The following is a 14865-nucleotide window of genomic DNA, read 5'->3' as shown; positions in this document are numbered from 1 at the left end:
CATATTGTATGGAAAGGAGTGGTGATTGAGAGTGAAGAAAATTGCAAGTGTACTAATGGCTATCATTTTGTTAATGAGTATAGCTGGGTGCTCATCACCAAAAAAAGAAACAGCAAAGCAGGTAAAGAGTGAGAGTAAAGAGCGCGTTGTTGCAACAACAGTGGCTGTTACTGAAATTATGGATGCGTTAGAAGTAGATTTAGTTGGCGTTCCAACAAGCTCTAAAACTTTACCGAAGCGATATAAAGGTTTACCTGAAGTTGGGAATCCAATGAGTCCAGATATGGAAAAGGTAAAGTCATTAAAGCCTTCAGAAGTGTTATCTGTGACAACACTTGAATATGAATTAAAGCCAGTTTTTGATGGTGTGGGTATGAAAGCAAACTTTTTAGATTTAACGAGTTTGAAAAATATGCAAAGTTCTATTAGCGATTTAGGTAAGAAATATGGGCGTGAAAAACAGGCCGAAGCAGTAGTAACTAAATTAGATAAAAAGGTTGCTAGCATTCAAAAAGAAGTAAAAGGAAAGAAAGAACCGACAGTGCTTATTTTATTAGGTGTGCCGGGAAGTTATTTAGTAGCAACAGAGCATTCTTATATTGGAGATTTAGTGAAACAACTAGGTGGTAAAAATATTGTGCAAGGTGAACAAGTAGAATATTTAGCTTCTAATACAGAGTATTTAAAGAAAGCTGATCCAGATATTATTTTACGAGCAGCTCATGGTATGCCTGATGAAGTTGTAAAAATGTTTGATAAAGAATTTAAAACAAATGATATTTGGAAACACTTTGCTGCGGTTAAAAATAACCGTGTTTACGATTTAGAAGAGCGTTTATTTGGAACGACAGGCAATTTAGCAGCAATTGAAGCGTTAGATGAATTGAAAAAAATGATGTATCCGTGATGCATTTTAATATAAAGGAAGAGTAGAATGAATAAAAAAACTTGGAGTTTCCTCATTGTTACTGCATTGCTTATTGTTATGACATCATTGTCAGCGATGAAAGGGAGTTTAGAAGTAGGTATTGTTGAACTTGTACAAGGGATATTTACAGGTGGAAATGAAGATGTTGAAGTCATTAAAGATTTACGTTTCCCGCGTATTATTATTGCGTTGTTCACTGGAGCGGCTCTCGCTGTTTCAGGTGTGCTTTTTCAAGCTGTTATGAAAAATCCACTCGCCGATGCTGGGGTAATCGGTATATCTTCAGGAGCAAGTTTTATGACACTCGTTATTATTACGTTGTTTCCGCAATTCTTTTTCTGGACACCCGTATTCGCCTTTTTAGGTGGTGCGCTTGCATGTTATCTCGTGTATTCGTTTTCATGGAAATCAGGATTAAGCCCGCTTCGCATTATTTTAATTGGTATTGCCATTAATGCAATGTTTACTGGATTAAATGAATCATTCGTTACGATTTGTGGGTATTTTATTAAGAGTATTAAGCAAACGACGACTTCTAATATAACAATGAAGACGTGGGGCGATGTAGAAATAATGGTGACTTATGGAACGATTGGTCTTATTCTTGCTCTGTTCGTAGGAGCTTGGTGTAACTTATTATCGCTACAAGATAAGACTGCGAAAAACTTAGGCTTGCACGTGACGAGAGTTCGTCTTATTATTTCTGCCATTGCAGTACTCTTAGCGGCAGTATCAACAGCGATTGCAGGTGTTATTGCTTTTGTAGGATTACTAGTTCCGCATATTTCAAGACAATTAGTCGGTTCAGACCATAAAGTATTAATTCCATTTTCTGCGCTTGCAGGGGCGTTATTAATTTTGACGGCAGATACAATTGGAAGGTTAATTGTGCCACCTAACGAAATTCCAGCAGCAACAATTATGGCGGTTATTGGTGGTCCATTCTTAATATTTTTGCTTAGAAAGAGTGATAAAGTTCATGGAAATTAAAAATGTAACCTTTTCATACGATAACGTAACAAATCGTTTAAAGTCTGTTAGTAGTGAAATAGAAATTGGGAAAATTACAACAATCATTGGACCGAATGGATGTGGGAAATCAACATTACTTAGTGTCATGTCTAGAAACCACGCTCCTAGCAGTGGAGAAGTAATACTTGATGGGAAAGCGATTGGTGAATATAAACCGAAAGAGTTTGCTAGAAAGCTAGCAGTTGTCCATCAACAAAATGAGGCTCCAGCAGATATTACAGTGGAAAAGCTAATAAGCTTCGGGCGTATGCCATATAAAAATATATTCTCTCCGCAAACAGATGAAGATAGAGAAGCGATTGAGCGTGCACTAGTATGTACGAATTTACAAAGTAAGCGTGATAAGCCAATTTATGCTTTATCTGGTGGAGAGAGGCAGCGAGTTTGGATCGCGATGACATTAGCTCAAAATACACCAATGCTCTTCTTAGATGAGCCGACCACATATTTAGATATTTACTATCAGTTAGAAATATTAGAGTTAGTGAAAGAGTTAAATGAAGTGCATGGACTAACGATTGTAATGGTATTACATGATATTAATCAAGCCATTCGTTATAGCGACCATATTATCGTTATGAAAGATGGAGAAATCATTACGAAAGGTATTCCTAATGATGTAATAACAGAAGAAATGGTTAAAGCAATATATGGTGTAGATGTCATTGTAAAGCAGGATGAAGATACCGGATTGTACATGGTACCTATGGGAATCTAAAGGCTGAGCATAATCCGTTTTGAGGTGATAATTTGAATAGTAAGAAAGGACGGAAAAAGAATTCTTTTTTTCAACGCATACTTACAATTGTGTTTTTAGGAATCTTTTTCTATTCAATGTATGAGTTGGGCGGGATTTTCATGGATTATTATGAAAATCGTAAAGTAATGGCTGAGGCACAACATATTTATAAAAGAAGTCCAATGGAAGAAAAATCAGAAAATGGAGAGGTACGTAAACAGTTTCAGGATCTCCAGAAAATTAATCCAGAGATAGTCGGATGGATTACGATGGATGATACACAAATTAATTATCCAATCGTTCAAGCAAAAGATAATGATTACTATTTATTTCGTAATTATAAAGGTGAAGATATGAGAGCGGGAAGCATTTTTATGGACCATCGTAATGATGTGAAATCTCAAAATCGAAATACGATTTTATATGGCCATCGTATGAAAGATGGTTCTATGTTTGGTAGTTTAAAAAAAATGTTGGATGAAGACTTTTTTATGTCTCATCGTAAATTATATTACGATACATTATTTGAAGGATACGACGTTGAAGTTTTTTCAGTATACACGACAACAACGGACTTTTATTACATTGAAACGGATTTTGGAAATGATGTGGCATATGCATCGTTCTTAAAGGAAATTCAAGAAAAATCACTGTACAAAACGGATACGGAATTGACGGCTAATGATGAAATCGTAACACTTTCTACTTGTGATTATGCTCTTGATCCAGAGGCTGGAAGGCTAGTTGTACACGCAAAATTAGTAAAAAGAAATTAAAGAAAAAAGTATAGAATATGAGAAGTGATAGATAACGCTTCTCATATTCTATACTTTAAAAAAGGACTGTTCTTACTGTGCTGCAGCCATTGGCATACGTACAACTTTTACATCATAGTAAGCAATTTTATTATCAAGAATATATTCTGGCATTCCGCCTTGATGTGAGTGAGCATCTTTAAATGCAGCGCTCTTTGTCCAACCTTGGAAATCTTCTTTTGCATTCCAGCGAGTGCTAATTGTTACTTCATCATAATCAACTGTATTTTGTGTTAAAAGAACTTCTAGACCTAAAAAGCCTGGCATCGTTTCAACTTTACCTACTTTATTAAAACGCTCAATTAATTTATGCCCATTTCCCTTTGTAATTTTAGCTGTATTTGTAACAATAATCATGTTTATTCCTCCTATAAATGTAGCTATATTTTCAAGAACTCATATACATCAAATGATAATGAAAATCATTATCATTGTCAATGGTAAATGTGAAATATATAAGTTTTTTTCTATTATTTTGGACAGTGAGATTTTCATTTCAAAACATAGTAAATATGTGGCGGTTAAGTGCGAGAATGAGCTAGTTGTACTAGCAAAGCAATAATATGGTATAGTGAAACGAGGCTGTTTTTTCAGTCTCGTTTTTCAAATGCTTCCTGTAGAGAAAGCATGCAAATGGAAAGGAAGTTATTATATGCGATTAGAAGTAACTGTAAAAATAAAACCGAAATTTATAAAAGAAATTAAAAGTGGATATCCGCTTATTTTAAAAGATGCGATTCAAAATTTAAATGATGTTCGTGAAGAAGGAACAATCATCAAAGTAGTAGATGAGAAGAACAACTTTGTCGGAAAAGGTTATTATGGAAAGCAAAATAAAGGATACGGCTGGATTTTAACGAGAAAAGAGAGTGAACAAATTAATCAATCTTTCTTTGAAAGTAAAATCAAATCTGCCCTACATAAACGAAAGCAATTTTATAAATCAAGTGATACGACAGCATTCCGTGTGGTGAATGGTGAAGGTGATGGTCTTGGAGGACTAATTATCGATTATTATGATGGCTACTACGTAGTAAGTTGGTATAGTGAAGGGATTTACACTTTCAGAGATGAGATTATAGCCGCTCTTCAAAAAGTAGCAAACTTTAAAGGTATTTATGAGAAAAAGCGTTTTGATACGAAAGGGAAATATATTGAGGGTGATGATTTCGTAGCAGGAGAGCGCGGCGAGTTCCCACTTATCGTAAAAGAGAACGGTGTGAACTTTGCGGTTTATTTAAATGATGGGGCAATGGTTGGTGTATTTTTAGATCAACGTAACGTTCGAAAACAAATTCGTGATAAATATGCAAAGGGAAGAACAGTGTTAAATATGTTCTCTTATACAGGTGCTTTCTCTGTATTTGCAGCGCTTGGCGGAGCAAGTAAAACGACGAGTGTTGACCTTGCAAATCGTAGTTTAAGTAAAACGATTGAGCAGTTTAGTGTAAATGAAGTTGATTATGAAGCACAAGATATTATTGTAGAAGATGTATTTCTTTACTTCAAATATGCAGCTAAGAAAAAGATGAAATTTGATATGGTCGTACTTGATCCTCCAAGCTTCGCCCGCTCAAAAAAATATACATTTAGTGCAGCAAAAGATTATAAAAATTTATTAAAAGAAACAATTGCTATTACAGAAAATAACGGTATTATCGTTGCTTCTACAAATTGTAGCGCATTCGATATGAAAAAGTTTAAAGGCTTTATCGATACAGCCTTTAAAGAAATGAATGGCAAATATAAAATATTAGAAGAACATTCTTTACCAGAAGATTTCCGTACCATTGATCAATTTAAAGAAGGAGACTACTTAAAAGTAGTTTTCATCGAGAAAATTAAAGGTTAATAAAGAAAAGGAGCTCGAGTTTACTTGAGCTCCTTTTCTTATTGAACGATATTTTGTACTCTACCGACTTGTCCGTCCTGCAATCGCACTTTAATGCCATGCGGATGGGAAGGGGAGTTTGTTAAAATATCTTTTACAATTCCACGTGTTAATTTGCCTGTTCGTTGATCTTGTTTTAATACAATATCAACTTCAAGACCGGGCGCGATATTAGAACGTTTTTGTCCGTTCATTTACACACCTGTACGTCTACGTTGGTTGTTTGTTTTCTTTGTTTGTTGGTTTTGTAATTTTTTCGTTTCTTGGCTTTGATTTTTTGCATTTTGACCATTTCCATTTCCTTGCTTTTTCTTAGCAAGTTGTTCGCGCATTAAATCAGCTAAGCTTACTTTTTTGTTTTCTGACATGATAAGTCTCCTTTATATAAAGTTAATTATGAACAATCGTAGTGAATTTCATCATATCATTGTTAAGGAAGGAAGGGAAGTTGGTTTGAAAATTCATATAATTGTTTCCAGTCTGTAGTAGTTACGATACAATTGGATTGTTAACGTTTGTAAAAAGGGGATAGACATATGTCACATCATATTTTATTAGTTGAAGATGATATCTCAATTCAAGAGATGGTGGAAAAGTATTTAATAAAAGAGGGTTTTCAAGTAACAATTGCGTCTGATGGAGAGGAAGGCGTGAACACATATTTAAAAGGTTCATTTGATTTGATTATCCTTGACATTATGATGCCAAAGCTAGATGGCTTAGAAGTTGTACGAATCATTCGAGAAAAAAGTGCTGTTCCGATTTTAATGATGTCGGCAAAAGATACAGATGTTGATAAAGCTGTTGGATTAGGACTTGGAGCAGATGATTACATTTGTAAGCCGTTTTCTATGATTGAATTAGCTGCACGTGTAAAAGCGGGTATTCGGAGGTCTACGAAATATTCGGTTACAGAAACAACAGAAAAGATGATTCAAATTGGTGATTTAACAATTGATCCAATTAATTTTACAGTTGAAAAAAACGGGAAGTCTCTCAAACTTACTTTAAAAGAATTTGAGATTTTAAAGCTATTCGTAAAGAACCAAAATCGTGTATTTACGAAAGCGCAAATATATACGTTAGTTTGGAATGAAGAGTATTACGGTGACGATAACGTTATTAATGTTCATATGAGAAGATTGCGTGAGAAAATCGAAAGTGATCCATCTAATCCAGAATATATTAAAACGTTATGGGGCATCGGCTATAAGTTGGAAGTGATGTAATATGGTCAATTTGTTAATAGGTATTATTTTTATATTGTTATGTGTTATTTATATGCAATATAGAATGAGAAAAAATAGTAGTAAAAATTTACGATACACATATGAAAAGTTAGAAAGTATTGTAAATGACAAAACAGGCGAGACGTTACTCGTTATGACAGATGATCTAGAATTGCAAAAATTATTAGTGGCAATTAATCAATTATTAGATGCAAAACAGAAAACGAATGCAGATCATGCAAAAGTAGAAATTTCGATGAGAAAAATGCTTTCAAATATTTCGCATGACTTGAAAACACCACTAACAGTTATTCTTGGATATATAGAAATGTTAAATAAGGATAAAACGATAAATAAAGAAGAACAACAAATATTACTTGAAAAAGTGCATACGAAAACACTAGAAGTGATGGAGTTAATTCATAAGTTTTTTGACTTGGCAAAATTAGAATCTGGTGACAAAGCAATTGAAATGACAAAAGTAAATATGAATGAAGTTTGCCGCGAGAAGATTTTATCTTTTTATGATTTAGTGACGACGAAAGGTTTTCAGGTTCATATTGATATACCAGAAAGAAATATATACGCACTTGGAAATGTAGAAGTATTAGGTAGGGTATTGAATAATTTAATATCAAATGCAATTACATATGGAGACGATGGAAAGGCACTCGGTATGACGTTAAGAGATGATGACACGGGCGTGTATATAGATGTATGGGATAAAGGAAAAGGGATTGATGAATCTCATATTGATAAAGTGTTTGAGCGTATGTACACACTTGAAGATTCAAGAAATAGATTGTACCAAGGAAGTGGTCTCGGATTAACGATTACGAAACGGCTTGTGGAAGCGATGGACGGGAAAATCCATCTTTCTAGTAAACCGTATGAAAAAACAATTTTTACAATTGTATTAACAAAGATACAGTTTTAGCTTGTAGAGCAGTAGATTCTACAAGCTTTTTTTCAGCGTAAGGAATTTGTAAGAAACGGGTAAGAAAAAAGAGATTTCCGTTGTCTATTATAGAAATATAGAGTATTGCGAAAGGGGAAAGTAACATGACATATATTAAAAACAAATCAGTTAACGAAAGTGTTTAAAGGGAAAGAAGTTATTTCCGGTGTTAACATGCATGTGAAAAAAGGAGAAATTTACGGTTTTTTAGGACCAAACGGTGCTGGTAAAACAACGATTATGAAAATGATTACAAATTTAATAAAACCGACGAGTGGTGATATTGAAATCTTCGGTGAGAAATTAACAGATACATCTTATGAAGTATTAAAAAGAATGGGGACAATTATTGAATACCCAATCTTTTATGATAAATTAACGGCGAAAGAAAACTTAGACCTACATTGTGAATATATGGGCTACTACGATAAAAATGCAATTGACCATGCTTTACATTTAGTGAAACTACAAGGGATAGATAATAAAAAAGTAAAAGATTTTTCATTAGGAATGAAACAACGACTCGGTATTGCAAGAGCAATCGTGACAAAGCCAGAATTGCTCATTTTAGATGAACCCATTAACGGTTTAGATCCAATTGGTATTAAAGAGTTACGAGACTTATTTAAAATGCTCTGCAAAGAATATGGCATTACATTATTAGTTTCTAGCCATATTTTAGGTGAGATGGAATTAATGGCGGATACAATTGGTGTCATTCAAAATGGAAAACTAATAAAAGAAGTTTCAATGAAGAGTATTAACGGAAAACAAACAGAGTACATTGAAATTACTGTTCCTGATGTGAAGCGTGCAGCTTATATTTTAGAAGATAAACTTGGTATAAAAAACTACAAAATAATGAGTGGAAACATGATTCGGGTTTATGAAGTGGCGGTGACACAGCAAGCCATTTCCAAAGCACTTATTATGAACGATGTGGAAATTGAAAGTATTAATAAGAAACATAGTTCCTTAGAAGAATATTTCTTAAATGTAATGGATGGAGAGGGCATTCATGCTTAATGGACTGTGGCTGAACCTGGTAAGTGGATTTATCGTAATGCTAGTAAGTGGAATTTTATATTATAGAAAACCAGAGCGGAAATGGTTGTTAATCCTACTAGTGATAGGAATGTTAAGCTTCGTTACTGCTGGAATTAGAATGTTAGCAGCGTAGAGACAGGTATATAAAGAATGGAGGCGTGGTTTATATGTTTAAATTAATGAAGCTCGAATGGAAGAAACATCAATTATCTAGTTACTTTAAAAGTGTAGCAATTTGTATTATAGCAATTTTCGCTGCAGTAAGCCTTATGGCATGGGGAATGAAAGCCGAGGGAGACGTGCTCTTCTTTGACTTCACACAGAACATGGCTTTAGTAAATATTTTTATTAGGATAACATTCATTATTTTTAGTTCAGTCATTTTATCACGTTTAGTAATTGATGAGTATAAGAACAAAACGATACAACTATCATTTATGTATCCGCTACAAAGGAAAATGCTAATGAGTGCGAAATTAACAATTGTTTTCTGTTTTTGTTTTGTGAGCACGATTATCGCGACTTTCATTATTAGCTTGCTCGTATATTTTGTGAGTCCAATGATGGGACTGATTGAAACACCTGCTACGATAGGTGAAATAATAGCTATGGTTCCAGGTACTATTATAAGTGCATTTATGATATCTGGTATAAGTTTAATTCCTTTATTTTTTGGAATGAGAAAGAAATCGACACCGACAACGATTACTTCAGCAGTAATAATTGGCTTGCTGATTAGTGGTAACTATGGTCCTGGAAACGGTCAAGTAAGTATGTTTGATTTTATAGCTATCCCAATCGTGCTCTGTTTATTAGGAATTTTCATTAGTTATCTATCGTTTCGTAAAATCGACAAGATCGATGTGGCGTGAAGCAAGCTTAAAACGAAAACGAACTGGGGTATGAATAGTGAAAAAAATAATAGTAATTGCAATATTATTCATTACAATTGCTAGTGCGGTTTTTGGTTTTAAGATATTTCAGGGGAAAGATTTTAAGAAAGAAAAGTCTTTTGAGATAAATAATATAAAAGAAATAGAAGTAGACAATGAAAACTGGAATCTTGAATTTAAAAGTACAGACGCTAATAAAATAATAATTTCCGCTCAAGGTGAACAAGCAGATAAAGAGATAGATCCCGTCAAAATAGAAAATGATGAAAATAAAATTATGGTTAAGCAAAAACAAGAGGCGAACAAATTTTTTAATGGTTTTACGTTTAGGAAGAAGAATAGTATATGTATAGCTATTCCGAAGAAAGAAATAGATAAAATTGTATTAAATAATAAATCAGGTGATGTGAAAATAAGAGATATAGTAGTAAAAAGTATCGTGACGAAAGGCAAATCTGGGGATGGAATGATTGTAGGACTATCAGCCGAGAAAGGTGAATTCATATCGCAAAGTGGAGAGTTAGTTGTAAAAGATAGTTCAGTACAAGAATTAAATATAAAGTCTACGACTGGTGATAACTATATAACAAATGTAAGTAACTCAAATATGAACATCACTTCAACATTTGGGGAAGTATTGCTGAAAGATATGACAGAAGGAAAATCATTATTTATAGAAACAAAATCAGGGGATATTGGCGTACGGTATAAAGGTGTCCCGGCATCATTGAAGCTTATGGCTAAAAGTAATTCGGCTGACGTAATAGTGGATTTAAAAGGACTTAAGAAAGATAAAAATACAGAAAAAATAAAAGTAGGAACGATTGGTGATGCAAAAAATGAAGCGAAGATTTTAAGTGAAACAGGAGTCATTTATATTGATTAAATCTTAGGAGGAAGGAGGACACTATCATGCTACATTTAATGAAGCTAGAATTGAAAAAGTTTAAGCTTGGTTGGTACGTGAAGAGAGCAATTATTGCAAATATTGTTATACTGGCATTAATGATCTTTGTGAGCATCATTGCTCAAGTAGAAGGTGATGCAGAAATAAGGAATCCAGAGACGATATTGTTAATGGCTAGCACAATAGTAAGAGCAACGTTTATTGTTTTTGGTAGTGTATTAATCGCAAGGCTAATAATTGGTGAATATAAAAATAAAACAATACTACTTATGTTTTCTTACCCTATTAATCGGAAGAAAATGATGGCTAGTAAGTTGGCTATTACAGCGATAGTAACATTTATAACAGTTATTGTATCTAACATTTTAGTAGTAGGAGTTTTCTTTGGTATAGATAGCTATTTTTCAATTCTTCCTAATTCATTTACAGTAGATCAATTGATGCAAGAAGGAATAAAACTAGTTCCTTTAGCCATTGCAACTGCGGGGATGAGTTTAATCCCATTATATTTCGGAATGCGTAAACGCTCCGTGCCAACTACAATTGTTTCATCTCTTATCGTTGTCACAATTGCAATGAATGGCAACCCAGAGTTTTCTACAGCAACTTTTCTTCCCCTTCAACTAGCACTCGCAGCAATTGGAGTTGTGATTGCGTATTACGGCATTAAAAATATAGAGAAGGAAGATATAGCAGTATGATAAGAATACGTAAAAGGAGTTGGTGTTATACTAACTCCTTTTTTGTATATGTATGCTTCGTTACTACTCTGTAAATTTGGAGTGTTTGCTTAAATACGCTTGTACTTCTGGAGAAATATTAAAGTTATTAGGACTTTTATATTCGATAGTAAACTCTCCGTCTTTATTTGTTTCAAAGGCGATTGCATAGCTATTCATTTTAGCATCGTAAGAAGTGTTTTTGACTTCTGCATCTAGATTAAAATATTTTGTAATATACTCTTTTGATTCCGTAATTGCTGTTTGTTTTCCCCAAGGGGTACCATAATAGGTGAAATAAAGAGATACACTAATAACTCCAATAATAGAAGTTAGTAAAATAGTTCCCATAGCTATTTTTTTATTTTTTGTATTCAATTTGGTTACCCCTCTTCGTAATATGTATTCATTTTAACCTATATATTCCATAAAACAACCATTTAGAAAAAATAGTTTCACATGAAACAAGTTACAGAAAAAGACAAGATGTGTAAACACCTTGTCTTTTTTGTCGTTACATTTTAGGAGCTTCCATTCCAGCCGCAGCCCATTCTTCTTTTGCGGGGCCATATACGCCAGGAACTGTTAAGCCGGCTTGTCGCATTAAAACCGTCATTTGCCCGCGGTGATGATTTTGATGATTAATAAGTGTCATTAAAAATATAGAATTCGGCATAGGGCGACCAAAGAAGTCATTAATAGTTGCTAAATCTTTATTAGTCCATTTACTTTGAAGTGCTTCAACAAAAGCCGCATTCACTTTACGGTACTCATCTGCAATTGTTTTTGCAGAAGTTGGGACAGGATAATCTTTCGTTTCTCCTTCAAACTTTAGCCCTGTGCCAGATAGTATAACAGGAATTGCCGTCACGATATGCCAAGCGACTCTTCCTAACGTCCAATGTCCAGGTGCAATTTCTTGTGATAAAGATGCATCGGTTAATGAATCAAGCATTTTCTGAGTAGACTCTGCTTCGTATGTCCATGATTGCAAGAAGCCTTCAATTGTTTGGTACATTATTGTTATCCCCCTCTACTTATGTTCATAGATTAAGTTCGAGAAGAAATGACAAGTTCCCTTTATGTTTTAATAATGGTATTTAAAATTTTATATATAAATTTTATGATACTATTGAGTGTATATAGAATTATATTAATTCAGGGGGATATTATGAAAAGATTGATTTTAGGAATCATAATTTTATTTTTAATGGTAGGATGTAGCAATGAAACCTATAAAAAAGCAATGGATCAAGGGAAATTGGCGTTAGCGAGTAAAGAATATGACACGGCAGTAGCATCATTTGAGCTAGCATTAGAAGAGAAAAAGGATGATAAAGAAGCAAAGGTATTAAAAGACCAAACTACTAAGATGATAAGTTCGATAAAAGAGAAATCGAGTGGAAATATAGAACAAGCAATAGGTTTGTTTCAAGAAGTAGAAAAGATGAAAGATGGTTCCGCAATCCTTCAAAGTCAAGCGAAAGAACAAAAAGATTCGCTCATAGAGCATAAAGAGTTAAAAGGTCAATATATAGGTCAATTGGAAAAGGCAGAGAAGTTAAAGAATGATAAAAAGTATGAAGAGGCTAAAGGGATAGTAAATAAAATTGTTAACGATACTGGCCAAAATCAACAATTTATTTCGGAAAATCAACGGGCCGAAGAGCTGAATAAGCAAATAGATGGCTTACTAACTCAACAAGCAGAAGTTAAGAAAAAAGAGGAAGAGTTAAAAAATGAAAAGAAAAAAGAGGCTGATATTGGAAAGTTAAAGGGGTCTTGGATGTCATCAGAAAGTACAGACAGGCCAGTTGGGTTGGAAATAGAATCTATTAATAGTGAGAAAACAGGCGGAGAATTTATGGAACATAATATTTTTGGGAAAGGGACTACTATAGGAGACTTTCGAATATTAAGTGTGGACCAAGGGATTATTTCCATAGAGCTTGTATTTTTAATGGGAGAAAGAAAACAGAAGGTTGATTTGAAACTTGAGGAGAGCACATTAACTGTACATCATGAGTTTATGGGAGGGACTAAATCTGTAAAATTAGTGAGATCAGAGTAATTTATCCCGCTATTCACCTGCAGTAAAATTCCCACCTCAAGATTCGGCTGGAGCAAAGAAGTTAGGTGGGAGATCCACTGCTCATAAAAGCCCAATTGGTTTGGGTTAATAATCAGTGGGGATGAAGAACCCCCCACTAATTAAAGTTTCACTTTATTTAGTATATAAAAAGGAGGCTTCTAACAAGAAGCCTCCTTTTTAATTAACTTTCTTCCCACTCTTCCTCATCAACCATAAGAAATAAGGTGCTCCAAGTACAGCGACGACAAGACCAGAAGGAATTTCTTTCGGATATGCGATTGTTCGGCCGAGTAAGTCAGCAATGGAAAGAAGAATTGCTCCAAACAGTGCTGAGCAAACGAATAGTCTTTGATGGTTCATACCAACAACAATTCTTGCTAAGTGAGATAATATGAAGCGACCTCCTAGATTATCAAGTCAGGGATTTTAACCCATAATAATGAATGAAAACATTATGAATGGGGTTATACCCTATGATAATAGGAGGCCACTATGGAAAATATAATCTATATTGGGATGGATGTCCACAAGGAAAGTTTTAGCTTATGTGCACTACACGGAACAACTGGGGAAATTGTAAGAGAAGCACGATGTGCTTCAAATGTATCTCTCGTAAAAAAATTCGTTGAGAAACTGAAAACAAAATATGGTGAAGATATAAAAATTAAAGCTGGATATGAGGCTGGTTGTTTAGGGTATTCACTTCATAATCTTCTTGAACAAAATGGAATTGATTGTGATATTTTAGCTCCCACAACAATGTACAGTTCATCAAAAAATAAAATGGTTAAAAATGATAAATTCGATGCCAAAATGATTGCTCTTAATTTAGCAAATGGCACCTATAAAGAAGTATATGTTCCAGAAGAAGAGGATGTTGCCGTGAAAGAGTATATCCGCATGTTAGGTGATTTTAAAACATCTTTGAAAAAAATAAAACAACAGATAAAAGCATTCCTTTTAAGGCATGGCTATGTGTATGAAGGGAAATCAAGCTGGACAATCGCTTATATGAAATGGTTAAAGAATCTTGATCTACAAGGATTATTCAAAGAAACGTTAGGCGAATACCTATTACAGTATGATGTTCTAGTCGATAAAATTGAGCGGTTCAGTCTGAGATTAGAAGAATTATCTCATCGTGAAAGGTACGAAGAACCAATCGCAAATTTAAGATGCTTAAAAGGTATAGATACAACATCGGCAATGACTGTTCATGTGGAAATTGCAGACTTCACTCGTTTTCCCACGGCTAAAGCATTTATGGCTTATGTAGGATTGACACCAAGCGAAAGCTCAAGTGGAGAAAAAATCAGTCGACGTTCGATTACAAAACAAGGAAATTCGACCGTTAGGTCTACTCTTGTAGAATGTGCAAATGCGTTGGTAAAAGGAACAATCGGATTAAAATCGAAGCGAGTGAAAGCAAGACAAAAAGGGCAACGAAGCGAAGTGATTGCTTATGCGGATCAGGCTGTAGAAAGGTTACAAAGAAAATATTATCGCATGATATATCAAGGGAAACCTAGAAATGTTGCCGTTACAGCTATCGCAAGAGAACTGGGGTGTTTTATATGGGGATTAGAAACAGGTAAAATTCACCGAAAATAAAGAG

At 34.1% G+C, this 14865-nt stretch carries 19 protein-coding genes and 1 pseudogene; 14 read left to right on the top strand and 6 right to left on the bottom strand.

What is annotated here, in order from left to right:
- Positions 1–25 precede the first annotated feature (25 nt).
- The 4 genes from isdE to srtB are packed head-to-tail and all read left to right on the top strand — an operon-like array spanning position 26 to position 3475.
- Positions 26–907, top strand: a complete 882-nt coding sequence (gene isdE, locus MHH55_RS17045; protein ID WP_002182955.1) for a heme ABC transporter substrate-binding protein IsdE — start codon at positions 26–28, stop codon at positions 905–907.
- Positions 908–934: 27 nt separating this feature from the next.
- Positions 935–1918, top strand: coding sequence for a FecCD family ABC transporter permease (locus MHH55_RS17040; protein ID WP_001036848.1), 984 nt, complete (start codon positions 935–937; stop codon positions 1916–1918).
- A complete protein-coding gene (locus MHH55_RS17035; RefSeq protein WP_000403758.1) occupies positions 1908–2678 on the top strand; it encodes an ABC transporter ATP-binding protein in 771 nt (256 codons plus the stop codon). The genes MHH55_RS17040 and MHH55_RS17035 overlap by 11 nt, the downstream gene beginning before the upstream one ends.
- Before the next feature lie 32 nt (positions 2679–2710).
- Complete coding sequence (gene srtB, locus MHH55_RS17030) at positions 2711–3475, top strand: class B sortase (protein WP_001086127.1); 765 nt, start codon at positions 2711–2713, stop codon at positions 3473–3475.
- 72 nt (positions 3476–3547) lie between these two features.
- Here srtB and isdG read toward each other — a convergent pair whose 3' ends face one another.
- A complete protein-coding gene (isdG, locus tag MHH55_RS17025) occupies positions 3548–3871 on the bottom strand; it encodes a heme oxygenase (RefSeq protein WP_000587818.1) in 324 nt (107 codons plus the stop codon).
- A 295-nt stretch (positions 3872–4166) separates the two neighbouring features.
- Here isdG and MHH55_RS17020 point away from each other — a divergent pair, with 295 nt between their 5' ends.
- A complete protein-coding gene (locus MHH55_RS17020) occupies positions 4167–5366 on the top strand; it encodes a class I SAM-dependent rRNA methyltransferase (protein WP_001235507.1) in 1200 nt (399 codons plus the stop codon).
- A 38-nt stretch (positions 5367–5404) separates the two neighbouring features.
- On the opposite strand, the gene MHH55_RS17015 is transcribed toward MHH55_RS17020, so the two are convergent.
- Positions 5405–5599, bottom strand: coding sequence for a YwbE family protein (locus MHH55_RS17015; protein WP_001014310.1), 195 nt, complete (start codon positions 5597–5599; stop codon positions 5405–5407).
- Positions 5600–5773, bottom strand: coding sequence for a hypothetical protein (locus tag MHH55_RS17010; protein ID WP_001293578.1), 174 nt, complete (start codon positions 5771–5773; stop codon positions 5600–5602).
- A 168-nt stretch (positions 5774–5941) separates the two neighbouring features.
- On the opposite strand from MHH55_RS17010, the gene MHH55_RS17005 reads away from it, so the two are divergent.
- From MHH55_RS17005 to MHH55_RS16975, 7 genes are all read left to right on the top strand, one after another.
- Positions 5942–6634, top strand: coding sequence for a response regulator transcription factor (locus tag MHH55_RS17005; protein WP_000018039.1), 693 nt, complete (start codon positions 5942–5944; stop codon positions 6632–6634).
- A 1-nt stretch (position 6635) separates the two neighbouring features.
- Positions 6636–7571 (top strand): HAMP domain-containing histidine kinase, encoded by a 936-nt coding sequence (locus MHH55_RS17000; protein WP_078187292.1) that lies wholly within the window; start codon positions 6636–6638, stop codon positions 7569–7571.
- A gap of 132 nt (positions 7572–7703) precedes the next feature.
- Positions 7704–8618, top strand: coding sequence for an ABC transporter ATP-binding protein (locus MHH55_RS16995; protein WP_078187293.1), 915 nt, complete (start codon positions 7704–7706; stop codon positions 8616–8618).
- Positions 8611–8772, top strand: a complete 162-nt coding sequence (locus MHH55_RS16990) for a hypothetical protein (RefSeq protein WP_000931817.1) — start codon at positions 8611–8613, stop codon at positions 8770–8772. Before MHH55_RS16995 ends, MHH55_RS16990 begins: the two co-directional genes overlap by 8 nt.
- A gap of 34 nt (positions 8773–8806) precedes the next feature.
- On the top strand, positions 8807–9511 hold the full coding sequence (locus MHH55_RS16985) for an ABC transporter permease (protein WP_000475552.1): 705 nt from the start codon (positions 8807–8809) through the stop codon (positions 9509–9511).
- A 37-nt stretch (positions 9512–9548) separates the two neighbouring features.
- Complete coding sequence (locus MHH55_RS16980) at positions 9549–10418, top strand: DUF4097 family beta strand repeat-containing protein (protein WP_000720988.1); 870 nt, start codon at positions 9549–9551, stop codon at positions 10416–10418.
- 26 nt (positions 10419–10444) lie between these two features.
- Positions 10445–11140, top strand: coding sequence for an ABC transporter permease (locus MHH55_RS16975; RefSeq protein ID WP_000902926.1), 696 nt, complete (start codon positions 10445–10447; stop codon positions 11138–11140).
- Positions 11141–11203: 63 nt separating this feature from the next.
- Here MHH55_RS16975 and MHH55_RS16970 read toward each other — a convergent pair whose 3' ends face one another.
- Both MHH55_RS16970 and MHH55_RS16965 read right to left on the bottom strand, forming a co-directional pair.
- Positions 11204–11536, bottom strand: coding sequence for a YfjL-like protein (locus tag MHH55_RS16970; RefSeq protein ID WP_001093296.1), 333 nt, complete (start codon positions 11534–11536; stop codon positions 11204–11206).
- Positions 11537–11672: 136 nt separating this feature from the next.
- Positions 11673–12176, bottom strand: a complete 504-nt coding sequence (locus MHH55_RS16965; RefSeq protein WP_000284980.1) for a DinB family protein — start codon at positions 12174–12176, stop codon at positions 11673–11675.
- Positions 12177–12329: 153 nt separating this feature from the next.
- On the opposite strand from MHH55_RS16965, the gene MHH55_RS16960 reads away from it, so the two are divergent.
- Positions 12330–13229, top strand: a complete 900-nt coding sequence (locus MHH55_RS16960) for a hypothetical protein (RefSeq protein WP_000825579.1) — start codon at positions 12330–12332, stop codon at positions 13227–13229.
- A gap of 198 nt (positions 13230–13427) precedes the next feature.
- On the opposite strand, the pseudogene MHH55_RS16955 reads toward MHH55_RS16960, so the two are convergent.
- Positions 13428–13643: pseudogene (locus MHH55_RS16955) on the bottom strand (iron chelate uptake ABC transporter family permease subunit); the annotation flags it as partial.
- A 99-nt stretch (positions 13644–13742) separates the two neighbouring features.
- Here MHH55_RS16955 and MHH55_RS16950 point away from each other — a divergent pair.
- The gene (locus MHH55_RS16950; protein ID WP_340880263.1) at positions 13743–14861 is read left to right on the top strand and encodes an IS110 family transposase; all 1119 of its coding nucleotides are present in this window, start codon (positions 13743–13745) and stop codon (positions 14859–14861) included.
- The last annotated feature ends 4 nt before the right edge of the window (positions 14862–14865 follow it).

Origin of the sequence: Bacillus sp. FSL K6-2944 (genome assembly GCF_038005385.1) — a bacterium.
GTDB classification, from domain to species: domain Bacteria; phylum Bacillota; class Bacilli; order Bacillales; family Bacillaceae_G; genus Bacillus_A; species Bacillus_A cereus.
Note: the sequence above shows the minus strand (reverse complement) of the source record. Positions and strands in the feature narration are given on the sequence as shown.